Source organism: Lactobacillus kimbladii (assembly GCF_000970755.1).
Lineage (GTDB): Bacteria > Bacillota > Bacilli > Lactobacillales > Lactobacillaceae > Lactobacillus > Lactobacillus kimbladii.
Genome location: NZ_KQ034007.1, coordinates 26,756 through 48,377, shown reverse-complemented (window position 1 = coordinate 48,377; position 21,622 = coordinate 26,756). Strand labels below are relative to the sequence as shown.

Below are 21,622 nucleotides of genomic sequence, written 5' to 3'. Positions count from 1 at the left end.
TACTTGCTTTTTACCTTGTTGTCTATTATTAGCAAATTATATGGAAGCTATTTAATATCAATTGATTTAAAAAGCTTGGGGTCTATTTCTTGGCTTCTATGTGATACCATTATAACAGTTTCTACTTGATTAAGTAGATTATTCAAAATATCTTTAGTCGACTTAAGATCAATATTTGAAAAACTTTCGTCTAATAAAATTAATTTATCTTTTGGGTTGAGTAAGCGCGCTAAGGCGACTCTTTGTTGTTCCCCACCAGATAAAGAATCTGGATGCCAGTCATTATTAATTTTGTAAATATTTTTGACTTTTTCTAACAATTGGCTGTTAACATTACGTCCTAATTTAATATTATAATCTATGGATTGTGGGAATATCGTAACGGTTTGTGGTACATAAATAATAATATTATTAATTATAGTTTGTGGTATTGTTTTAATATCAATTCCGTTTAAAAGGATTTTCCCTTTTTGGGGCTGTAATTGGTTAGTTGCAAGTTTTAAAAGTGTACTTTTCCCAGAACCAGATTTTCCATTTAGCTTATAAAAGTTGTTTCTATTAAAAGTAAAAGAAAAATTAGTTAGTATCTGATTTTTTGAGCCTGGATAAGAAAAGTAAACATTCTTGAATGTAAGGGAAACAAATTTCGTTAAAAGATTTGTTTCATCTAAATTCTGAGTATTACACTTAAAATTTCTGGAAGGAACTAACTTACCAAACTTTTCAAATAAACTAGTTGTTGATAACAATTGGGAAAAGTAGCGATCAACAATATTGATGGAATCAAAAACTTTTGTTGCTAATTCAGCAGTAGCCAATATAGCTCCCGCAGTAAGTAATCCTTGAAAATGGAGATAACCTGTAATGCCAAGAATTATTAATTGACTTCCTATATTTATCACTCCGGTGACTATACCTATTATTGATCGTCTAACTGTATTTTTAACGTTCGCATGCTTTAGTAAATTTGACCCGTTATTGACTAATCTTTTTAGTTCGGCCAAGACATTAAATGCATATAAAGTTTCATATCCGTGTAAGCCACTACTTGTGATTTTTAAAAACTTTTCATTCGCTTCTGAAACACCTTTAATTCCATTTGCTAAATAATTTTTGCAAATTTTGGGAACTATGGTCATGATAGTTACTAAAATAATAGCAGCAATAAAAAGCGAAATATTATAAGCGTATAAAGCAATTAAAGAAAAAAGCGCATTTCCAGAAAAACGGATAATTAGAAAAAATGTTTCGATGCCTTCTTTTTGTATCATGTTGGTATCGTTTTGTAAATAAGATTCATAATAATCAACTGGCTTACTTTTAAACTCAGACTGCGTTAATCCAATAATATTATTTGTAATTTCAGCTCGAATATCAGTTAATATATTTTGAGTTACAGTTTCTTGAACATAACTTTCAAGCAAAGAGATAATAAAGGTAGAAAACCATAAAGTAAAAATAATAAGAAGTGTCTTACTAAAATACAAAAGCTTCTTTTCAATTAAATAATTAGCTAGTTGTGCCATCTTAGTAGCAGCATAAACCTGTAATACTGAATTAGATAATAAAAGAAAACTTGCTAATAAAACTTCACCAAGGTGCTTTTTAAAATATACTTTCATTGTCACTCCTTCATAAGGTTTTTATAAATCAGCGATTCAGCATTTTTAAGTGATGTAAAGTCTCCTGCCGTATAGCAAACTTTGAAGCATTCTTTTTTTGATAAATTAATTAAAGTTGAAGATGAGTTTTCGACGCTTGTTCCTATGTATCTATATGATTCAAATAACTTCGAAATAGCTTCTGAAGATGCTATCTTAAAGATACCAAATGGCTGCGAATATGTAGGATTAAGAAAATAAATTCGCTTCACCTCTGCACCTGCTTTATTAAGCTTGGGCACCATTTTATCAGCTCTATTTTTGTTTTTTGCTGATTTAATATCAGCCGAGGTTCTTGTTAAAACTAATCTTGGGAAGCTATAAACATAATCTGTGTACCGTTGTAAAACAACTGTTTCATCAGTTAAATATTCATAATGTAATTTATTAGCTAATGAAATTGTTAGTGTGGTTTTGCCTGAGCCTCTGTCTCCAACAAATAATATAGCTTTATTTTGATCAGAAACTGCCCCGCCGTGAATAGCAATTAGTTGGTTTTTAAAATTAGAGGATTCAAAAGGAGGTAAAGGTGGCGTTAAAAATTCCCATTTTCTGGTAAAATAAACGAAATATTTATTTCTTCAATATCTTTCATTTGTTTACCTGATACTTTATAATCTTTCAAATCATCGTATGGGATGGTAAAAATCATATCTTTCTTTGAAAATGAATGATAATATCGGGCTTAATGTAACCACTCTCATCACTATAGTCGTATACTTTCTAACATATCATTATCAGAAATAACAAAATCGAAAATTGCAGTTTTTAAATTAAAAGTTTTGCTTAACTTAATGACATTGAACCCTTGTTTTGTCTAATTATACGTTGAAACGATAGCTTGCCCTTCATCCGGAATTAATGTTTTTATGGCCGGACTAATCTTTTTACCTACTTGCTTTTGTTTAACAAAAATGTATTTTGAATCATTAGTAAGATTAAAATCTGAAAAAGCTACTGTTATGTCATGAGAATTTGTTTTATTCATTCTAGTTGTATAAATTTTCTTCCCATTATAATAAAAAATAAGAGTACTATTTTCATTGGCATTCACGTCAACATAAATTGCACCATTTTTTCGTTCAATCTCATTGATCCTCGGTTTAGGTGAAGCATAATTTTTACTGCTTAGTTTTCGTCTAGTTACTATTTCTTTACCAGACTTATTTAAACCACATAAGATAACATCTTTATAGCCACTAAATTTCAAATTTGAAGAAAAGCGTCCTTTTTTACTAATATTAACTGTTTTAATTACATTTCTATTATATAGCACCTTTAACTTTTTAATACCTTTAGCTTTACCTTTTAGTTTAGCTTCATTGTCCTTCTTATTGAAAGTCAAAGTCGTTTTACTTATTTGAGGAACTGTTTTTGCATGAGATATTTGACTCCCAAAAATGCATAACCCTAGTAATATCATACATCCTAATACTAATTTTTCTTTGCTCAGTCGCATATTATTTCAACTCCCTTCTGAAACCAACATAAATTTACGACTTTAAAAATCTCCCTTAGTTAAATGCTTAATTAAGTGACAACGTGTGTAAAAGTAATTAAAAATCAATTAATCCATTACACTTACACTAACGATTGCTCTTTGGGACAATTTTCATATAAGTAGTAACAGTTATAATATCTCCTGAATCTCTCACGGAGAATAGGGCAGGTGTAGAATAGATTGCATTCATACCACGAACATCACAATCTTGAATACTATAAGATCTATTAGCAGGGTTCATAACTGATATGCTGTCGGGCTCATTATGAGCAAGTCCAAGTGCATGTCCTAATTCATGTTCAGCGACATTAACACGTTCACTCTTTGAATAACCATAAGCTGTAAGTGCAGCTCTATTTAAAAGAACTTGATTACTAATGATTTGTCCAGTACTTGTATTATATTTCGTATTTGTTTTTCCGGCTATACTCAAATCATCGGATCCATCATAACTACTTAAAGTAGTTTTCGAACTATTTGAAGCTTTCTGCCAATAAAATCCGTTACTAATCCACGAATTAATCGCACTATTCCAAACATCTTGATAATAACTCGAAGTTGACAAGTCATAGTAATAAGCAGAATTATATTTGTACCTCCATGGCTTAGAAGGTGTAATGTAGTCAGTATCTGCCTTAACTTGATTCGCTTGAATAAAATTTGAGCCAGTAATTCCTACTCCAAATATAAGCAAGCTAATACATGCCAAAAGTTTTTTAAAAGTTTTCATACTATAGGCCTCTTTTTTGATCTTAAATTATTTTCAAATTACTTTTACAATCATATTTTAACACACTTATTATTATGCAAGGAAAAATACTTATTTGTTGTTACTATTCACAGCCAAGCTCAAAAAACCCAGTATCTTTGTTCGATACTGGGTTTTCTGTACGTTAAATAAGCCTACTTTTGCAGTAGCTCTTTAACTTGATACGGTTTGCTGGCCATTAATTTCTCTAAGGCCTTAGTGGGATTCTTCTCATTGCGATAACTTGTTTCAATGTAACTGCGGATCGTCGCGTAATTCTTACTGCTGGTGATATTTTCAAACTGCCCAGCTAACTTCATTTTGCTCTTGACGCCGCGCAGACTTCGCTCACTCAAATTGTTGGAAAACGGTAAGGCAAAATTGGTTACCCAGGCAAAATATTGCGGGGGTATAAGTCACTATTCGTTTGATTAAAGTATGTTCCATCAGTGCATAGTAAGAATTACCTGGCTGCTGCCATTCTTGATAACCTAAACTTAATGCTTGATCTAATTTGAAATAAAACTCGGCTTCAGTTACTTCATCAAAACTTTCAATCCCTTGTTCAAGGAGATTTTTACGGTTCATATTGGTCAGACTGAGCAACTTCCGCAGGTCTTTAGCCCATTGATTGCCAGTATTATCAATGCACTTTTGTAAGTCCCGCATGAGATGGACATTACATTCAATATTGTCGTAATTAAAAATGTGATTGTAGGTTGACTTTATTATGGTCATGCATTACGTGTCAGTCAGCTGGTAATTGAGTTAACAGCTGATCATCCTTAATACCAGCCAGATCTTTATGATGATGGGCTTTGTATAAGTCTAGCTTCTCTGTACCATAGTAGCGCAGACAAGCTCGTTTAGTATCAACCCATTACCACAGTATCGTCCCAATAAAGCAGCTTTTGTTTAAGCAGTTTTGCTTTTAACTCGGCATTAAAGGGCGCTAACTGTTTAGCTGCTTGCTTTTATAATTTAGCTAAGTAACCCTGATTAGGCCGCAAGGCATCATAGCTTAAGCCCATAATCATGCGCTACGTCCTAGCAATACTGACATTAGCCTCATTCATTAAGGATAAAGCATAAGAATTTAAGATCGAACCATACTGATTGCCTTGGTTTGTCTTCTGGTTAGTTTAAAATCAACAATTACATCAAAAGTTGGTGTCTGTGGCAATGTTAGGTGACTTAAGAAGCCATTACTGTTGACATCTTTAGCACGGATAAGAAACTTTTGTCCAGCTTGCTTAAGGTGTTCAAAGACATTAAAAGATTCGTAACCGCGATCGGCTAAAACAATCGTTGGTTCAGGAAACTTCATTTGATCAACCATATTGCATAAGCTTTGACGTTCATCAGCTTGATGTTTAGGTTGAAAAGCAATTTTAAGATAATTCTTGCTTAAAATATCGTAAAAAGTGTTCAACTTAAAATTGCAATTTTCGTTTATTTTTTATTCTCTTTTAACCTACCAACATCAGCTTGCCTGATTTAGCCCCTGTGAGCCGTTTTGTCACCCTCGGATATACTTTTACACCTAATTTTCCACCAAATGGACAACTTCCTAGCGACAAGCTGAATAATTTACCTGCCAAAACCATTTCACTTTTCGCTCAAAAATGACTGCCCCAATTTTTTAAAAGTTCCAAAAATCATGCCCAAACTGCCTTACCGCATGACGATTCACAGCGATCAGGGCATTCAATACCAGTCCAAAGCATATTGTCAGACCCTAAAACAGCACCACGTTTTTCAAAGCATGTCGCGACGGGCGACCTGCTACGACAATGCGGCCTGCGAGAGTCTCTTTCACATCATGAAGGTTGAGCTAGACTACTACACCTATACCTATCCTACTAAGAAGGCGCTGCAGGAGGCCATGGAAAAATGGATCAAATACTACAATCAAGCTAGAATCAGGCACACGCTAAAAGGCCGCACCCCGATTGAATATCGAAATACGGCCTTAGCAAACATGAATTAATGTTAACGTCCAATTCTAGGGGTTAACTTCAACCGGTAAACAAAAAAGAGCAAGAAAGCGCGCTATTAAAGCATTTAGACCTGTTAGAACAAACTTATCATGAACAGCTTGTCAGCAAAGATCAAGAAATAGCTCGCCTGCATGATACTCTTGATCAGACGCAAAAATTGCTTGATCAATCGCAGCAATTACAACTAATGGCCGAGAAAAAAGTCGCAGAACTTAAAAAGGTTTCAGCCAGTCCTACAAAAAAGAAAAAGACCACCAAAAATCATGGTGGTCAAAACTATTTTAAACGTGCTATACTTCCTTTAGCATATTGACAAATAAAAAGCATTGCCATGCAGGGCAATGCTTCTAATGTTTTTGGTCACTACACGATTATTTACTTTCGTGTAATTTTTTTTGCAATAAATTAATTCTTTTTCAAATAAAGTTATACTTAAAAGAACCATGGTGGGCCAATTCTAAAAGATTTTTTTATATTGGTTTCTCCTTTCCAACGTTTTTATTTATACTGCTACTTTTATTTAACTAATAATTTTTTGAAATTTAACATTGAGAATCAACTTTGAGATTAATTCTTTTTCTTATTAGTCAACATCGATACCTACATGAATGTGAATTCCTCTTGTCAGTTCATTCATTAATTGCTACCTCCTTTAATTTAAAATGTTACGATCCTAATTATTCTTTTTCTTACTAGTCAACATCGATATCTACATGAATGTGAATTCCTCTTGTCAATTCATTCATTATTATTTCTCCTCTTTTTTCTAAATTTTATAAAAACACCATCAGTATAGCTTTCATATTATTTTTTCTTATTAATGGCGCCAAACTTCATCGCCTATTACAATTCCCATTCTTAACATAAATATCACTTCCTTTAAATTAATTAAAAATTATATCCTATTCCATACCCACCAAGGACAAGACCTTATTAGCATTATCATCATCTCCTTACAATCTTATATTTCTATTGACTTCACAAGTTAGATTTTTAATCTTTCTTCCTCGTGTTTATGTTTCTAGTATATTTGCTATTTCTAAGTTTTTAAAAAAGTTTCGTATTTGAACCATGATGTGAACCCTAAAATTAGGACACTTTATTAGCTGCTAACCGAGGACTAACTGCCGATATTCAAGCGGAGTTAGTCCTTTTAGTTTGATCTTGATTCTTTTCTGATTGTAATACTCAATGTAGTCTCTAATCCCGTCTTCCAGTTCAGTGAGATTTTTAAACTGTTTTTCAAAGCCATAAAACATTTCTCGTTTGAGTATTCCGAAGAAGCCTGCCATTAACCCATCATCAAGCGAATTGCCCTTGCGTGACATTGACTGGCTAATGCCATGATTTTTCAGCCACGCTTGAAACTGGCCGTTTTGGTATTGCCAGCCTTGATCAGTGTGAAAGATCAAACCATTCAGTGCCGGATGCTTGTCCCAGGCTTTTTTTAACATATCCATGGTCTGCTTAAGATTAGGACTGCGGGAAATGGTATAGGAAACAATCTCTTGGGTGCAGCCATCAATGATCGGTGACAAGTAGGTCTTTTGCCCCTTGAGCTTAAACTCCGTCACATCTGAATACCATTTGTGATTGGGATAAACCGCACTAAAGCTGCGTTTAATCAGGTCAGACTTAATCGGACCCTGAGTGCCGCGATAGCTGCTGTATTTGTGCCAGCGTTTACTGACTATGCCAAACAGTTTCAGCTTGTTCATTAAGCGCTGCACCTTTTTATGGTTGACTAATAAACCGCGACGCCTAAGCTCTGCAGTAATGCGGCGATAGCCATAGCGGTGCTTGTGTTCTTCATAGATAGTTTTGATTTCTGCCATTATTTCTCGATTATCTCGCTCTTTATCCTTCTTCTTTAAAGTGTAGTAGTAATTACTACGAGATAGATGGGGCAGATTGGGATTGGCATTAATGGTATCAAGAATAAAAGTTACGCTGACTTTAAGCTCGCGCCTTAGTTGGGTAACTGCCTGGGCTATTTCCGCGGCTTGCGGTTCTTGGTCCGCTGGTCGACTAAGACGCTCAATTTTTTTACAAATTCGTTCTCGATTTTCAGCTTTAAGTTCTGCTGGCGTAAGCGTTCGTTCTCTTGCTTGAGCCGCTGATTTTCCTGTTTGATCAGCTGTTCTCTTTTGGTCATGGGGCGGTCGTCCTCTCTGCTTGTTAACGATATTATACCCATTTTTACGATATTCGTGCAGCCAGTTGTACAACATGCCACTACTTTTTAAGCCCAAGTCAATAGATACTCGACGGGCAGGCTCATGTTTAACTATGATTCGCTTGAGAGCTTGCTCCTTAAAATTACTTGTATAAGCAGTGAAAGGCTGGTCTAAAATAGCTAGACCGTGACGGCCAATTAAAGCTAACAAGTAATTAATATTAGTCTTGCCAACCCGATAACGCTGACTTAGCTCAGCAGGGCTTATTTGATAATCGTGCCAAAGATGATAGATTTCAATTTTATCTTGTTTGGATAATTTAGACATAAAAATAACCCCCAAATTTGTCCTAAATTTGGGGGTCATATCACCATTTATGTTAAATACGAAACTTTTTTATTTTTGCTGTTCAAAAAATTGATTTAATTCTTTGCCATATTCATTCATACCCAATAAAGAAAAATTTTCAATTGCTATTTGGCAAATTTTCAAATACTCGTTTTTAGGTTCGTAGTGATACTTAACCATATTTTTAAGTAGTAAAATAACATTTTTATAAAAGAACAATCCAGGTCTAGTAGAAATTTGATCTGCAGTAATAATCAAAAATTTTGTTTCATCATACTCATTTTCTTCAATGCACTGAATTAACAAATTACCAATAACACTTAAAATCATTTCCAATGTATTAACATCATTAGATCCTTGAAATTGTTTAATCACTCGTCTAGTAATCAACAAATTACTTTCAAGATCATAGAACATCATAAAATTGCAATACAGTACCAATTTAGACTTATCAAAATTAGGTTTACTAAATATTTGATCTTTTAAAGCCTGTTTTTCTACATCATCTAAGTTTTCATTATTTATATCAGCAATATAAGCATCCAGATAAAGTAAGTCAGATTCTTTATTAGGAAGATCACTTTCACTAACAAATTCTTTCAACTTTAACAATTCGTTTTTTGAATTCCGGTAATAAGCATCATTTATTACAGTCATTAATTCACGTTCTTGATTATATTTTGATTGTTTAGAACTATTTAGTTCACCAAAAAAATCAAGTAAAGAGACAGAATTATAATTCAGTAAACTTACTAAATCTTCTGCAGAAATACGATGAATATCCTTTTCTACCTTAGAGTAATAGGAAGGACTTACAATATCCCCAATCCATTCTCGTTGAGTTTTTTCTTTATTCAGTCGAAATTTTCTTAATAAGCTACCAATAGTCATAATTTTCTCCATTCCTGTCACTTGTAATACTATATCTTTAATTTTTATTACGCCTGGATTTATTTTTCTCAATAAATATTAATATTATATTTATTCTGATTCACTTGCCTCTTTCTTATTTGATCAAAAAATTTCGAATACGACATTTTTATATTTAAAATTATAGCCCTTTTATAATAAAAATATCATCAAATTAAGAAATGAGAGGCAAATATTATGAACATCTTTTTAAAGAATAAAAACTACAGAAAATTTACTCTTGCCAGCTGGTTGTCTGGTGCAGGCAACATCCTGTTCTACCTGGCTCTCATGACTTATGCCAGCAAATTAAAAAATTATTCTCTAGCATTATCTTTGATTGCGATTACCGAATCGCTTCCAGACCTTATTCAAAGTCTCAGTGGCTACCTAGCGGACCGGACGCACAACAAGTACCGTGTAATTGTCTGGCTTGCAGTCATCCGCTTTGCCCTGTACATGCTGGTAGGCCTACTATTTGTCACCAATATTGCCGGCTGGAACCTAGTTTTAATGGTTATCGGACTCAACTTTGTGTCTGATCTCTCCGGCATGTATTCTGGTGGATTACAAACACCCTTAATTGTTGGTCTCGTCGGTGAAAATGAAATGGCTGAAGCCCAGGGTTTTACCAGTGGTGTATCACAACTAATTACGTTGGTCGCACAATTCGTCGGTTCCGGGCTCCTGCTCTTCATGTCATACTCAGAACTGGCCATTGTCAATGCGCTGACCTTCTTATCAGCCGGCTTACTCTATGCCAACATTGGGGCAAGTGTTCGTAAACAGCAGCCTGACCAGAAAGAAGAGGTCAACGACCAAAACTTCTTTGCCACGATTAGCTCATCATTCAAGCAAGTACGTCAAGCCCACGGACTCTTAACGATTGTTTTAGTTGTAGCCATGCTTAATGGTCTGCTCAGCTCTGTTGAGCCACTAATTTCAATCGTTATTGCCGGCAATAAAAGCATGCTTATCGGCAGCTATAGTTTCACCATCGCACTTCTAGGAGCTGCTGCCGCAATTGGCTTAGCCCTTGGCAGTGCAGTTGGCACCAGGCTGCTTAAAAACACGTCACTTTTCCAACTATCTTTATTATCTACTATCAGTAGTGCCATTATGGCCGTTGTCATTTTGAACAAGAGCAGCATACTCTGCCTTATCTTAATGACCACTCTTGGCTTCTTAGCTGGTACGAGCAGTCCTAAGTTAATGCAATGGTTGGTGATCTCCGTAGATCGCAAAATTTTAGCTTCTTCAGCCGGACTTTTAAACACAATCTTAGCAATCGCTGGGCCATTAATGACGACATTATTTACCACCATAGCTGGTACAATCAACGTTAATTATGCCCTGTACGGTGTTTTAGGATTTAGCGCAATTGTCTTCATTGTTACTCTGATTGTAATGATAAAAGTTAATAAAGCAAAACAAGCTGAAATTGCATAGAAATTTATTGTTGTTTTTACTAAAAAAATCCATACCAATCCAACTTAACATAATGTGCATTAAACGAAGTAGCGCCAAAAGCGTACTGCTTTAGTTTAGCAAATATTGAATGATATGCTATAATTAATCTAAGAATAGTAGTACATGGCTAATCATCCATGTAAGCGTGCAAGCGATCTAATCAGTCGCAAGCCAATTGAGCGATCCAATCGGATCGCTTTTTTGTTGCCTACAAGTGAATTTAACTGCCCTAAGCACTTTCAATAAAAGTTGATTTAGCAACATTTATAGCAGTCCCATCTGGGACAGTTAAAAAATTTCACAACCCTAACTGGGACAAATAGCTTTATATCAGCGTTTATAACCGTCCCTGATTGGGATAGTTGAGTCCAAAAATGATAGCACCCCACTGATACCCTGGAACCGCTTGGCACCGCCAAGCTATGCTCTTACCAAAGGTAAGAGATAGCAGATTCCCTTATGTTCTTCACTAAAAGTTTGTGAAAATGGGTAAATTGAATGCTATGGATCATTTTTTAAGCTTGATTGCAGAAATTAAAGTTTAAAAAAATTTGCAAAAAATTATGCTATAAATAATTTTTAGGCAGTTGAGCTTAAGCCAATTTTGCTTCGTAAGTTAGCTGCCAATCGGAAATATTTTTTTTGAGTGCTGCAAGATTTTTTTGTAAGCCAAAAAATTACTTTGAAATTGTAGTCAAAGTAATTTTTAAGTGGCAAAACGACGTTCAAATTTATTAGTTAAAAATTTCTTTTGTCTAAAAAATTAGCAAAAACAAATCAGTGATTTTATAATTTAGCTTGCTAATTTTTATGTCCTAAATTAAAATATTATATAACATATAGTATTAGGGGAGGCAAAGCATGGCAATCCAAATACCAACTCGTTTGCTAGATGGTGCGGTTTTAGCTTTTCTAAAACAAGATGATCTGTATGGCTACGCTTTGACACAAAATGTGCAAAAGATTTTTTCTATCTCCGAGTCAACTATCTATCCTGTTTTACGCAGACTAAAAAAGAATAACTGCTTAACAACTTATGATGAGCCTTATCAAGGACGCAACCGACGTTACTATCACATTACTGATGAAGGCCTCACGCTGCTAAATACAATTCAAGATGAATGGCAAGATTTTAGTGCAAGAGTTAATCAAGTATTAGGAGGGCAAAATGACCAAAGTAATTGATGATTATATTTCCGAACTAGAACAAAACTTAGCTGATTTGCCTGAAAAAGATCGCGAAGATGTTGTCGAATTTTACCACGAATTTTTATTGGACGGTAACTTCATCAGACGTTCTACCATCGAAGCTGAACTAGGAACGCCTAAACAATTAGCAATCAATATTTTAGCCGATTATTCAAGCAAAGATGATTCTGTTTCTCCAAGAAAGGAGACTCCGAAGTCAAACTTAAAGGCCAGCTGGTACATTTTATTAGGAATTTGTGCTGCTCCAATTGGCATCCCACTCGTTTTAGCAATTTTATTCGTGCTCTTCTTTATACTCGCAGTTTTCTTTGGCTTATTTTTTACTATAATAGCCTTTTTGTTTAAATTCTTTGTCGGTGGTGGCTTAAACTTACTTAAGTCATTAACCCTGCTATTCACTCACAACTGGCCAGTCGGCTGTCTTTACTTGGGTAAATCCTTAATTTGCATTGGCATTATTCTTTTATTACTCCCATTCATTATCAAATTAGGCAAAATTTTAATTGCCAAGTGTACCCAGTTTATGCGTAACCTTGGTAAAAATATTTTAAAGAAAAATTATTTTCAAACTAATACCGGAAAAAATACAGATAAGGAAAAATAAAAATGAAAAAGTTTTATAAAATTTGTGGTCTAATCTTTGGACTGCTACTACTTATCGGGCTGATTCTACTAGTCGTATTTAGATTAAATGATAACCCGTCACATGATTATAATGGTAAACACGCTCATTATAATGAAAGCAAAACTTTTTACGTGAAAAAGTTCGACAATATTAAGTTAGCCTGTTACAGACCCGATATCCGAATTTCACTTAAGGATATTAACAAGTTTAAAGTGGTTGTTAGAGGGGGACACGGAGCAGACATCAAAAAAATAAAAACTAAAGTTGATCATAATATGCTCACTATTTCGGATCAGCCTGAACATGATTATAACGATGGTTATTATAGCGTTGATGTTTATATTCCTGCTAAAAGCGCCATAAAAAAGATAACTGGTTTTTGTGCAGAAGGCGATTTTTATATCAATAGTTTAAACGTTCCCCGCATCAATTTGACAATAGAAGATGGTGACGTTTTGATTAATAAGCTTACTGCGAAAAGCCTTGACCTAAATTCAAATGACGGTGACCTCAAAGTAAACCAGTCGACTTTTTCACGTAGTTCACTAAAACTAAATGATGGCGATGTTAAGATTAGCGACTCTCAAATACTAAATAACAGCTCAATTATATTGAATGACGGTGACTTTTCAATGTCAAACGCGCCTAAGATCAACTATGTATTGACAAATCACTCGGATGATAAAATCATTTTTAAAGGTTCTTACCATTCCAATCATTTTGCAAAAAAAGTTAAAAATAAACCCGTATTAAAAGTTACTAGTATGGATGGCGATATTCTAATTAATTAGTGGGCAAGTAAACTTTACTTAGATGTTTTCTTGGTTAGTAATACCCATTTTAAAATTAAAAACTTATCTAAAACAAGGAGAATCAAAATGAAAAAGTTTTACCTAATCAGTGTTGCCATCATTACTATCGGTATAATTTTGCTTGGTATTGGTGAAACTAACGGTGGCAGAGAAGATATCAATAATATCCATTCAGGCATAACAACCAATATTGAAAACTTTTTTAATCGTAATCAAACTCACGCATACTCACATCATGTACCAGCAAAATCCCGTACTTTCAACGTAGGCAAGTTCTCTAAAATTAATATTGACGCTGAAGAACCCAATATCCAAATTGCTAAAGGAGACAACTTCCAAGTTAAAGTTAGCGGTCCTAATGTAAAAAAGATCAGCGCTAAAGTTGAGGATGACCAACTGACCATATCTGATGATAACGCATATGAAGACGGGACTTATAAAATAATTGTCACTGTTCCAGAAGCAGACTCGCTAAAGGAAATAACTGGATCATGTTCTGAGGGTAATATTCATTTAGCCGACTTAGCTGTTGCTGACCTCAATTTACAGCTTGAAGATGGTAATGTTAGCGCTGAAAATGTGACAACTCACAAAGCCAATTTTGACCTTGCTGACGGTGACTTAAAAATTACTAATTCAACTTTAACCAGTGGTATCTTAAATTTGAGTGATGGTGATTTAACTGTTACAAATAGTCAATTTAAAATTAAGGCAACTTTGGGTGACGGTGATGTCAGAGTCAATGATTCCAAGTTAATGGCTGACAGCTCCTTTAATTTGAGTGAAGGAGATTTCCAAATGAGCAGACCGCCTAAGATCAGTTACCAGTTGGCAACTTCTTCAGAGGATGAGCTTATATTTCACGGTAATAACTATCACAGACATTTTGCTAGAAAATTAAGGGATGCGCCTCTACTCAAAGTTTCTTGTGGTGATGGTGACATTCTCATAAATTAACTTCTATACATCTTGCAACTGATTAACCCACATAAAGCAAAAGACTGGGATTGATTTTTAAAATTAATCCTAGTCTTTTTAAATGGTTATTTTAGCTGACTAAATCTAATACTTTATTTTTTTATTGCTTCACTTAAGCTAGCGTGATATCATAAGATAAAGAAAAAATTAAATTCATGTTAAAAAGATAAGAGACAGCTTAATCATGAAAATATATATTGACGGAGACTTCGACAAAGAATTTGAAGCTCATGATGAAAAAGTAGAATCGCAAGAAATTGATTTAGAAAATTTTATTAACATAGATGCCGAAATAGCCACCGCTAGTGTCACTATTCAAGTGGGCGCTGGTTTTCATATATCAACTCATGACATTAATCCTAATCGAATAAAAATTCGTGTGGCAGAGCAAACCCTTTTTATTCGTGAACGAAAGCCTCATTTTCACAAAAAAGTTTATATTAGCAGAATTAAACCTAAAATAACAATTACAGTACCGCAAGCTGCAGAACTGAATGAAGTCCAGCTAAATAATTTTGCTGGCAGCATTGATCTAGCTGGACTTAACATGCAGCAACTTGAAGTCAGAGCAAATGCCGGTTCCTTAAAATTACAGGACGTCACGATCCAAAATAAAGCCGAAATGGTGCTAGACGCTGGCAGTTTATCCATCAATCACTGTAAGATGAATTCTCACGCAAATTTGGCTGCCGGAACTATCAGGGTCACAAGCTTGCAAGGGAAAAACCACTTTAAACTAGCCGCTGGTTCACTAAAAATGATAGATGATGAAGAGCATAAGACAGATTACGATTTATTCGCCACTTTAGGCTCGATCTACTTTCACGGCAGTAGAATGGGCAAGCATTTTTACAAGCATGAAGGTAGTGCCAATCAATTAACTGCTATCAGCTCGGTTGGCTCAATCAAAATTCAATAAAAGAAGACTTACTTCGACTTGCACAGGCAAAGTAAGTCTTTTTATATATCAAATTAACGCTGGACATCTATTATAAATGAATTAATGTCTCCGCGGTATTTAGCGATTGAGTACTCAATGGGCTGCTCATCCCTTGTCAGTCCTTGAGTGTGAAAGTAAAAAATCGGCTTATGGACTGCAATATTTAATAAGTTGGCGGTAGTTTCCTCAGCTTCCATTACTTCCAATTTTCTAATTACCCGGGTGACTTTTAAATGGTATTTTTCAAGTGTGCTGTATAAAGAATCTTGGGCAAAATTATAATTAATCAACTCAGGTATCCTCTGTTTAGGCACATAAGTTGTAACTAAAACAATCGGTTGATCATTAGCATAGCGCAGCCGCACTAATTTAAAAACTGGTGCTTTCTCAGGCAGCTGTAAATTTTTGCATACTTCGGGTGTAGCTTTTTCTTCATCAAAATAAAGCAGATTGGTTTTAGGGTAGATGCCTTTGGCACTCATTTCTGCGCTATAGCTTTCAATCAAATGGGTAAATTCCTGCTCGATTTTAACTTTTTTAACCAGGGTGCCCCTTTTACGACGCCGCTCTAAATAACCTTGATTGACCAGCAATGAGATCGCTTGCCTCATTGTTGGTCGACTTACCTGATATTTATCCGCTAATTCAGTTTCTGGAGGAATAATTGTATTTTGCGCATAAATGCCAGTTTGAATTTTATTCAAAAGATCGTTGGCAATTACTTGATATTTAGGGAGTTCTTTTTTTACCAATTAGTTCCACCACTTTCATCTTGTTAATTATACCATTATAAGAATACTATACCATGCCAAAAACCGGTGTAAAGAGCTAAATAGCCCTTATTTACACTGGTTTTTTTAACACTATTTTTTTATTCACACTTAAATTTCAATTGAGTTAATGCCGTCTTTTTCAAACCGCTGTTTAAGAGTTTCAATAATCTTTACGCCCGAGCTCGTGCCTATCCGTTCTGCTCCGGCTGCAATCATTGCTAAAAAATCATCGGTATTGCGAATTCCACCTGCAGCTTTGACTTTAACATTCGAACCAACATTTTCTTTCATCAGTTTTACATCTTCTACTTTTGCGCCAGCGGTGCCAAAGCCAGTTGAAGTTTTGACAAAATCTGGTTTCACCTTTTTAGCAATCAAGGCCAGCTGTTTAATTTCAGCTTTAGTCAAGTAGCAGGTTTCAAAAATGACCTTACATGGCACATCGTGATCATGGCAAAGTTTAACCATTTGAGTCATTTCATCTTCAATATAAGACCAATTATGAACCCGCACTTGCGTTAAATTAACAACATAATCGATTTCATTGGCACCGTTTTGTAACGCATCTTTAGTTTCTGCCAATTTACAAGTTATTGTAGTTTGTCCCAAAGGAAAACTAATTGCAGCTCCTGTATCAATATCTGTCCCCTTTAGTTGCTGGGCACAAAATTCAGATTGAACCTCATTAATTGCTACCATCTTAAAATGATATTTTTTAGCTTCATCACAAAGCTTTTTCATGTCTTCTTCAGTCGCATCCGCATGTAAGTTAGTATGATCAATTAGTCGTGCAAAGTCATCTATTGTATATTTCATTGTTATTCTCCTTTTTGTATTTACATAAACTGATTTTAACCACAGAAAGTTATAATGTCAACCGCTTACTTTTTATTTAAAAATAGTGTTTGACTTATATAAAGCGATTACATATAATTGTGTTGTAAATTAATATGTATTTACAAAAGGAGTGATTTTAGTGAAAATATTATTAACTTCACACGGACATTTAGCACAAGGCATCGCTTCTGGCTTTGAATTTATTGCCGGCAAATCAGACCATATCATGACACTTGAATTAGATGAAAAAGGAATTGGTTCATATTGCGACCGTCTACAAGAGCTGCTTGACGGTGAGACAGAACCAGTCTTAATTCTGGCAGATTTAAAAGGTGGAACTCCATACAATGAGTCTTATAAGTACTACTTGGCTCATACAGAAAAAACCCGGGTAGTCAGTGGTCTGAACCTACCAATGCTTTTAGAACTTGTCCCTCAGTTATCTGACAATACAACGCTTGATGAAGCCGTACAGACAGTTCTACAGGCAGGAACCAATGGTATTGAAGTTGCTCAAGACCAGCAAGATGATGATGACGATATTGAATTTTAAAAAATAAGAAAGGTGTATTAATAATGAGTATTTCAGTAGTAAGAATTGATGATCGGGTAATCCACGGCCAAACTATGACCCGTTGGACAAAAGCACGTCCTGTGGACGGCATTTTAGTTGTCGGTGATAATATTGCCCATGACAAGTTACGCCGCAAGGTCTTAAAAGCTGCTGCTAACGATTTAAAAGTTGGTATTTATACGGTTGCTGAAGCTGGCGACAAAATTAAAAAAGGAATTGAGTCTAAGAAGAAATTCTTCTTAATCAGTGACTCTCCCAAGACTTTTGCCCAAATGGCAGACATGGGAATTGATTTTGGCAAAGTATTAAATGTTGGTCCGATGAATACCCGTCCAGGAACTAAGGTGCTCGGACGGACTGTAGCCATTGATCAGGATGACTATAACGCTTTTGAAGATATTGCTAAACATGGCATTGATATTCAATTTCAGCTATTACCTGATGATGAAATTAAGCCTTGGTCAACCATGAAAAAGAAATATGATTCTATGTCCTAATTTTTGGAGGCAATAAAAATGAATAATTTATTTTTTCCCGCACTTTTAACAGGAATTTTCTGTTACCTGGGAGCGATTGAAACCCCTTGGCTATTTGGTATGTCTGGGGGATTCTACATTGTTGGTAGACCTTTAGTAGCCGGTCTACTGGTCGGCCTGGCCTTTGGTGACATTAAAAATGGTATTTTATGTGGCTTAGCTGTCCAAGCGGTTTTCATCGCCAACCTGTCAACTGGAGGTGCTACTAACAGTGAAATTACTTATGCAGCTTATGGCGGAATTGGCTTAGCCATGGCGACCACTAAAAATCCTGCAATCGCTGTTACCTTATCTATTCTCATTGGTCAGACATTTGGCTTAATTTTCTATAACGGCAGAATGGCCCTTTACTCTTTCTGGAATACCCGTGCCGAAAACGCCGCTCATAATAATGATGACCGTGGTATTGTCCTGAACCATTTAGTTTATCCGCAAATCACTACCTTCCTTTTACGTGCTGTACCAGTTTTTCTGGCAATTTACTATGGTAAAGGTTTAGTCAATTGGCTAATCGACAGCATTCCTGCTATTGTAACCCACATTATTCAGGTTTTGGGCGGCGTTTTGCCAGCCTTGGGTATTGCCATGTTAATGAGCATAGTGATCAAAAACAAATCACACTTTATTTTCTTCTTTGTTGGCTTTGTTTTACTTGCTTTTGCCAAATTAAGCATGATTGCAATTGTCTTTATTTCTGCTTTAGTCGCATATTTGTATTACATGTCAACTGGTAAAAGCACTACTCCTACTGCTACTAGCTCTGCAAATAATGCAGAACAGGCGGTTGATAATGATGACGAATATGAAGATGAAGACTTATTTTAAAGAGAGGTGTTAAAAATGGCTACAAAAGAAAATAATACTGAACCACAAAAGCTACTAACAAAACATGAACTTAATCAAATATGGTATAGGTGGGGTTTTACACACCTCAGTTCGATGAGTTATGAAAAGTTGCAGGGACACGCTTGGGCATATTCTTATTTACCATTTGCGCGCAAATATTATAAAAATGATCCTGAGAAAAAGAGACGCTTGCTTGAGCGTCATTCCATGTTTTACAATACCGAACCGCAAACAGGTCAAATTATTAATGGGATTGTTGCTTCTTTGGAAGAGCAAATTGCTTTGGGCAACGATGTTTCAGAAGAAATGCCCGTTAACATTAAAGCTACTTTAATGGGTCCTTTGGCCGGTATTGGTGATTCAATTATTCAAGGCATTATCGTTCCTATTTTGTTATCAATTGCAATGAGCTTGGCTAAAGGCGGCAGTCCCGTCGGACCTTTATTTTACATTATTGCTTATGGCATAATCGGACCCACAATTTCCTATATTGCCTTTCACAGCGGTTATAAATTGGGTGTTGGTGCAATCGACACTATTGTGGGCGAAAATTCCAAGAGAATTACTGATGCGTTTAACATCTTAGGCGTAATGGTCGTAGGAGCTTTAGCTGCAAATACAATTGTTCTCAAAACTGTGGCTAAAATTCCTTTGGGAGGCAAATCGCAACCTTTACAAACAGTCCTAGACGGTATCTTTCCAGGACTTTTACCACTAGCAATGGTTATTTTAGGCTGGTGGCTTGTTTCTAGTAAACAAATGACAGCTACTAAAGTAATTATCATCATGGTTGTGATTGTAACTATCGGCTGTTTGATTGGGTTATTTTAATAAAAGTTCATTTTTACTCTGCTTTTTGGCAGATAATAGAGTACACTTTGATTAGTGTGCTCTTTTTATATATAATTACTTAAAATTACAAAAAATCATTTTTTATTTCTATATATGTTGATAGATTAAATGGCAGTTTATACTATTTTATCAAGCTTTTTAGCAACCTTTTTAATCTTAAGCAATTCATGATAAAATTACTTATTGACTTTATTGAAAGAAGGGTTAGATGGGCAAGCGAAAATTCTTCTATCATCATTTAACAGATGATCTGGTAGTTAGCCTGAACCAAGATTATCATTTACCAAATAGTTATGCTGTTTTTCCGAAATCATTAGGTAAGAAAATCTGGTCTAAAATTGTACGTCCTTTAGGACATTTAATTAGTATGGTCTATATTAATTTGATTCTGAGAGTACGAATAATTGGCAAAGAAAATTTGCGGGCTATAAATGATCAAGGATTTTTTATCTACGGTAACCATACCCAAACTTTTGGCGATGTGGTTCTGCCACTCAGCATTATTCCTGCAAAAAGTTACTATGCTATTGCAGCACAATCAAATTGGGGCATACCTATTTTAGGAAAACTAGTTTTACCATATTTTGGACTTCCTGTTGGTCAAAACATAGAACAATCTGCCAAATTGATTAAAGCTATCACTGCTGTTATTAAAGCCAAAAAGGTGGTCGTCATTTATCCTGAATCTCATGTTTGGCCGTATTACACTAAAATCAGGCCTTTTCCCGTAGACAGCATGCATTTCCCTGTTGCACTTGACTCTGCCAGCTTTACTATGACTACAACTTATTCTAAGCCCAAGTGGGGTAAGAAACCGCAGATAACCGTCTACATCGATGGACCCTTCTATCCAGATAAACGTCTCACTAAAAAGCAGGCGCAAGAAAAGCTGCATAAGCAGGTTTATCAGACAATGCAAAAACGTGCCTTAACAAGTAATTTCGAATATTGCATTTATCAAAAAATAAATTAAGGAGTTCTCAATGAATATTCTTTTTTGTGGCGATCATAACGCCGAAGATGGCATTCTTATCGCTACACTTTCATTAATAAAAAATAGCAGTGCAAAGGAACTCCATATCTACATCCTAACAATGTACACTCAAAGCTATCACAAGAAATTTAAGCCTTTCAGCAAACATGCAGCGGACTATTTAAAAGAACTTTTGGTAAAACAAAATCCGTACAATACGTTAAAATTAATGGATTGCACCGGCCTGTTTGTCAGAGAGCCGTTAATAGCTAACATGAGTACCCATTTTACTCCTTATGCTATGCTTAGGCTCTTCGCTGACGAAATACCACAGTTGCCAAATAAAATACTGTACCTCGACGCTGATGTAATAGTCAGGCGCAGCCTGGTCAATTTTTACCAACAAGATTTATCCGGTTTTGAGTTTGCGGGTGTCCTAGATTATTGGGGAAGGTTCTTTTTTCACAATTTTCATGAACACAAAGTTTTTGACTATGTTAATTCCGGTGTCTTGCTACTCAATCTCCCAGAAATTAGAAAAACAAAATTATTTGCCAGAATCAGGCACCTTCTGCAGACCAGAACGGTATTAATGCCTGATCAAACTGCAATTAACCGTTATGCCAGAAATAAGAAAATTGCCCCGCGTCGTTATAATGAACAGTATAAATTACAGTCGGACACTGTAATTCAGCATTTTACTACCAGTTTCCGTTTTTGGCCTGTGTTTCATACCCTGACAGTTAAGCCGTGGGATGTTAAGCGAGTACATAACGTACTAAAATTGCACGAATATGACGACATTCTGAATTACTATCTCAATGTGAAAAGCAATTTAGTACAAAAATAATGT

General features: G+C 35.2%; 24 protein-coding genes. 14 read left to right on the top strand and 10 right to left on the bottom strand.

The genetic code is table 11. The annotated features are described in order from the left end of the window. Positions 1–47: 47 nt before the first annotated feature. From JF75_RS00715 to JF75_RS00690, 6 genes are all read right to left on the bottom strand, one after another. Positions 48–1,622 (bottom strand): ATP-binding cassette domain-containing protein, encoded by a 1,575-nt coding sequence (locus tag JF75_RS00715; protein WP_046331438.1) that lies wholly within the window; start codon positions 1,620–1,622, stop codon positions 48–50. 856 nt (positions 1,623–2,478) lie between these two features. Beyond that, positions 2,479–3,120 (bottom strand): hypothetical protein, encoded by a 642-nt coding sequence (locus JF75_RS00705; protein WP_046331436.1) that lies wholly within the window; start codon positions 3,118–3,120, stop codon positions 2,479–2,481. 127 nt (positions 3,121–3,247) lie between these two features. Further along, entirely contained in the window at positions 3,248–3,856 is a 609-nt protein-coding gene (locus JF75_RS00700) for a matrixin family metalloprotease (RefSeq protein ID WP_167334200.1), read from the bottom strand. A 209-nt stretch (positions 3,857–4,065) separates the two neighbouring features. Then, positions 4,066–4,230: a hypothetical protein gene (locus JF75_RS10560; protein ID WP_167334199.1), complete on the bottom strand. Its 165-nt coding sequence runs from the start codon at positions 4,228–4,230 to the stop codon at positions 4,066–4,068. A gap of 28 nt (positions 4,231–4,258) precedes the next feature. Beyond that, complete coding sequence (locus JF75_RS00695) at positions 4,259–4,648, bottom strand: hypothetical protein (RefSeq protein ID WP_141639298.1); 390 nt, start codon at positions 4,646–4,648, stop codon at positions 4,259–4,261. A 358-nt stretch (positions 4,649–5,006) separates the two neighbouring features. Then, positions 5,007–5,342: a transposase gene (locus JF75_RS00690; protein WP_046331434.1), complete on the bottom strand. Its 336-nt coding sequence runs from the start codon at positions 5,340–5,342 to the stop codon at positions 5,007–5,009. 228 nt (positions 5,343–5,570) lie between these two features. On the opposite strand from JF75_RS00690, the gene JF75_RS10300 reads away from it, so the two are divergent. Both JF75_RS10300 and JF75_RS10715 read left to right on the top strand, forming a co-directional pair. After that, positions 5,571–5,900, top strand: coding sequence for an IS3 family transposase (locus JF75_RS10300; RefSeq protein WP_084605662.1), 330 nt, complete (start codon positions 5,571–5,573; stop codon positions 5,898–5,900). 197 nt (positions 5,901–6,097) lie between these two features. After that, positions 6,098–6,223 (top strand): hypothetical protein, encoded by a 126-nt coding sequence (locus JF75_RS10715; RefSeq protein ID WP_280682928.1) that lies wholly within the window; start codon positions 6,098–6,100, stop codon positions 6,221–6,223. 796 nt (positions 6,224–7,019) lie between these two features. Here the strand turns inward: JF75_RS10715 and JF75_RS10240 are convergent. Both JF75_RS10240 and JF75_RS00680 read right to left on the bottom strand, forming a co-directional pair. Continuing rightward, positions 7,020–8,414, bottom strand: coding sequence for an IS3 family transposase (locus JF75_RS10240; protein WP_046331433.1), 1,395 nt, complete (start codon positions 8,412–8,414; stop codon positions 7,020–7,022). Between the two features lie 69 nt (positions 8,415–8,483). Continuing rightward, entirely contained in the window at positions 8,484–9,326 is an 843-nt protein-coding gene (locus JF75_RS00680; RefSeq protein ID WP_046331432.1) for a helix-turn-helix domain-containing protein, read from the bottom strand. Positions 9,327–9,542: 216 nt separating this feature from the next. Here JF75_RS00680 and JF75_RS00675 point away from each other — a divergent pair, with 216 nt between their 5' ends. From JF75_RS00675 to JF75_RS00650, 6 genes are all read left to right on the top strand, one after another. Continuing rightward, complete coding sequence (locus JF75_RS00675; RefSeq protein WP_046331431.1) at positions 9,543–10,793, top strand: MFS transporter; 1,251 nt, start codon at positions 9,543–9,545, stop codon at positions 10,791–10,793. An 882-nt stretch (positions 10,794–11,675) separates the two neighbouring features. Continuing rightward, positions 11,676–11,999 (top strand): PadR family transcriptional regulator, encoded by a 324-nt coding sequence (locus JF75_RS00670; RefSeq protein WP_034980930.1) that lies wholly within the window; start codon positions 11,676–11,678, stop codon positions 11,997–11,999. Next, positions 11,983–12,627: a DUF1700 domain-containing protein gene (locus JF75_RS00665; protein ID WP_046331430.1), complete on the top strand. Its 645-nt coding sequence runs from the start codon at positions 11,983–11,985 to the stop codon at positions 12,625–12,627. Before JF75_RS00670 ends, JF75_RS00665 begins: the two co-directional genes overlap by 17 nt. Before the next feature lie 2 nt (positions 12,628–12,629). Continuing rightward, a complete protein-coding gene (locus JF75_RS00660) occupies positions 12,630–13,439 on the top strand; it encodes a DUF4097 family beta strand repeat-containing protein (RefSeq protein ID WP_046331429.1) in 810 nt (269 codons plus the stop codon). An 87-nt stretch (positions 13,440–13,526) separates the two neighbouring features. Continuing rightward, on the top strand, positions 13,527–14,417 hold the full coding sequence (locus JF75_RS00655; RefSeq protein WP_046331428.1) for a DUF4097 family beta strand repeat-containing protein: 891 nt from the start codon (positions 13,527–13,529) through the stop codon (positions 14,415–14,417). A gap of 205 nt (positions 14,418–14,622) precedes the next feature. Continuing rightward, positions 14,623–15,357: a DUF4097 family beta strand repeat-containing protein gene (locus JF75_RS00650; protein WP_045927372.1), complete on the top strand. Its 735-nt coding sequence runs from the start codon at positions 14,623–14,625 to the stop codon at positions 15,355–15,357. Positions 15,358–15,410: 53 nt separating this feature from the next. Here the strand turns inward: JF75_RS00650 and JF75_RS00645 are convergent, their stop codons facing one another. Then, entirely contained in the window at positions 15,411–16,130 is a 720-nt protein-coding gene (locus JF75_RS00645) for a GntR family transcriptional regulator (protein WP_045927371.1), read from the bottom strand. Positions 16,131–16,259: 129 nt separating this feature from the next. Next, positions 16,260–16,967, bottom strand: a complete 708-nt coding sequence (gene deoC, locus JF75_RS00640) for a deoxyribose-phosphate aldolase (RefSeq protein ID WP_045927370.1) — start codon at positions 16,965–16,967, stop codon at positions 16,260–16,262. Between the two features lie 160 nt (positions 16,968–17,127). Between deoC and JF75_RS00635 the strand changes: the two genes are divergently transcribed. The 6 genes from JF75_RS00635 to JF75_RS00610 all read left to right on the top strand — a co-directional run bounded on the left by JF75_RS00635 (position 17,128) and on the right by JF75_RS00610 (position 21,619). Then, entirely contained in the window at positions 17,128–17,541 is a 414-nt protein-coding gene (locus tag JF75_RS00635; RefSeq protein ID WP_045927369.1) for a PTS sugar transporter subunit IIA, read from the top strand. Positions 17,542–17,564: 23 nt separating this feature from the next. Next, positions 17,565–18,059, top strand: coding sequence for a PTS sugar transporter subunit IIB (locus tag JF75_RS00630; protein WP_045927368.1), 495 nt, complete (start codon positions 17,565–17,567; stop codon positions 18,057–18,059). Positions 18,060–18,077: 18 nt separating this feature from the next. Beyond that, positions 18,078–18,923, top strand: coding sequence for a PTS mannose/fructose/sorbose/N-acetylgalactosamine transporter subunit IIC (locus JF75_RS00625; RefSeq protein ID WP_045927367.1), 846 nt, complete (start codon positions 18,078–18,080; stop codon positions 18,921–18,923). Between the two features lie 15 nt (positions 18,924–18,938). Then, positions 18,939–19,775 (top strand): PTS system mannose/fructose/sorbose family transporter subunit IID, encoded by an 837-nt coding sequence (locus JF75_RS00620; protein ID WP_045927366.1) that lies wholly within the window; start codon positions 18,939–18,941, stop codon positions 19,773–19,775. A gap of 229 nt (positions 19,776–20,004) precedes the next feature. Next, positions 20,005–20,769, top strand: a complete 765-nt coding sequence (locus JF75_RS00615; protein ID WP_046331427.1) for a lysophospholipid acyltransferase family protein — start codon at positions 20,005–20,007, stop codon at positions 20,767–20,769. A 10-nt stretch (positions 20,770–20,779) separates the two neighbouring features. After that, positions 20,780–21,619, top strand: a complete 840-nt coding sequence (locus tag JF75_RS00610; protein ID WP_046331426.1) for a glycosyltransferase — start codon at positions 20,780–20,782, stop codon at positions 21,617–21,619. Positions 21,620–21,622: the final 3 nt, after the last annotated feature.

What these genes read in the sequence shown, in the direction of transcription:
- JF75_RS00655 (WP_046331428.1), top strand. Translation starts at nt 13,527, where the DNA reads ATGAAAAAGTTTTACCTAATCAGTGTTGCCATCATTACTATCGGTATA.
- JF75_RS00620 (WP_045927366.1), top strand. Translation starts at nt 18,939, where the DNA reads ATGGCTACAAAAGAAAATAATACTGAACCACAAAAGCTACTAACAAAA.
- JF75_RS00695 (WP_141639298.1), bottom strand. Translation starts at nt 4,648, where the DNA reads ATGACCATAATAAAGTCAACCTACAATCACATTTTTAATTACGACAAT.
- JF75_RS10560 (WP_167334199.1), bottom strand. Translation starts at nt 4,230, where the DNA reads ATGAAGTTAGCTGGGCAGTTTGAAAATATCACCAGCAGTAAGAATTAC.
- JF75_RS00615 (WP_046331427.1), top strand. Translation starts at nt 20,005, where the DNA reads ATGGGCAAGCGAAAATTCTTCTATCATCATTTAACAGATGATCTGGTA.
- JF75_RS10300 (WP_084605662.1), top strand. Translation starts at nt 5,571, where the DNA reads ATGCCCAAACTGCCTTACCGCATGACGATTCACAGCGATCAGGGCATT.
- JF75_RS00680 (WP_046331432.1), bottom strand. Translation starts at nt 9,326, where the DNA reads ATGACTATTGGTAGCTTATTAAGAAAATTTCGACTGAATAAAGAAAAA.
- JF75_RS00660 (WP_046331429.1), top strand. Translation starts at nt 12,630, where the DNA reads ATGAAAAAGTTTTATAAAATTTGTGGTCTAATCTTTGGACTGCTACTA.
- JF75_RS00650 (WP_045927372.1), top strand. Translation starts at nt 14,623, where the DNA reads ATGAAAATATATATTGACGGAGACTTCGACAAAGAATTTGAAGCTCAT.
- deoC (WP_045927370.1), bottom strand. Translation starts at nt 16,967, where the DNA reads ATGAAATATACAATAGATGACTTTGCACGACTAATTGATCATACTAAC.
- JF75_RS00675 (WP_046331431.1), top strand. Translation starts at nt 9,543, where the DNA reads ATGAACATCTTTTTAAAGAATAAAAACTACAGAAAATTTACTCTTGCC.
- JF75_RS10715 (WP_280682928.1), top strand. Translation starts at nt 6,098, where the DNA reads ATGGCCGAGAAAAAAGTCGCAGAACTTAAAAAGGTTTCAGCCAGTCCT.
- JF75_RS00670 (WP_034980930.1), top strand. Translation starts at nt 11,676, where the DNA reads ATGGCAATCCAAATACCAACTCGTTTGCTAGATGGTGCGGTTTTAGCT.
- JF75_RS00665 (WP_046331430.1), top strand. Translation starts at nt 11,983, where the DNA reads ATGACCAAAGTAATTGATGATTATATTTCCGAACTAGAACAAAACTTA.
- JF75_RS00625 (WP_045927367.1), top strand. Translation starts at nt 18,078, where the DNA reads ATGAATAATTTATTTTTTCCCGCACTTTTAACAGGAATTTTCTGTTAC.
- JF75_RS00610 (WP_046331426.1), top strand. Translation starts at nt 20,780, where the DNA reads ATGAATATTCTTTTTTGTGGCGATCATAACGCCGAAGATGGCATTCTT.
- JF75_RS00715 (WP_046331438.1), bottom strand. Translation starts at nt 1,622, where the DNA reads ATGAAAGTATATTTTAAAAAGCACCTTGGTGAAGTTTTATTAGCAAGT.
- JF75_RS00705 (WP_046331436.1), bottom strand. Translation starts at nt 3,120, where the DNA reads ATGCGACTGAGCAAAGAAAAATTAGTATTAGGATGTATGATATTACTA.
- JF75_RS00630 (WP_045927368.1), top strand. Translation starts at nt 17,565, where the DNA reads ATGAGTATTTCAGTAGTAAGAATTGATGATCGGGTAATCCACGGCCAA.
- JF75_RS10240 (WP_046331433.1), bottom strand. Translation starts at nt 8,414, where the DNA reads ATGTCTAAATTATCCAAACAAGATAAAATTGAAATCTATCATCTTTGG.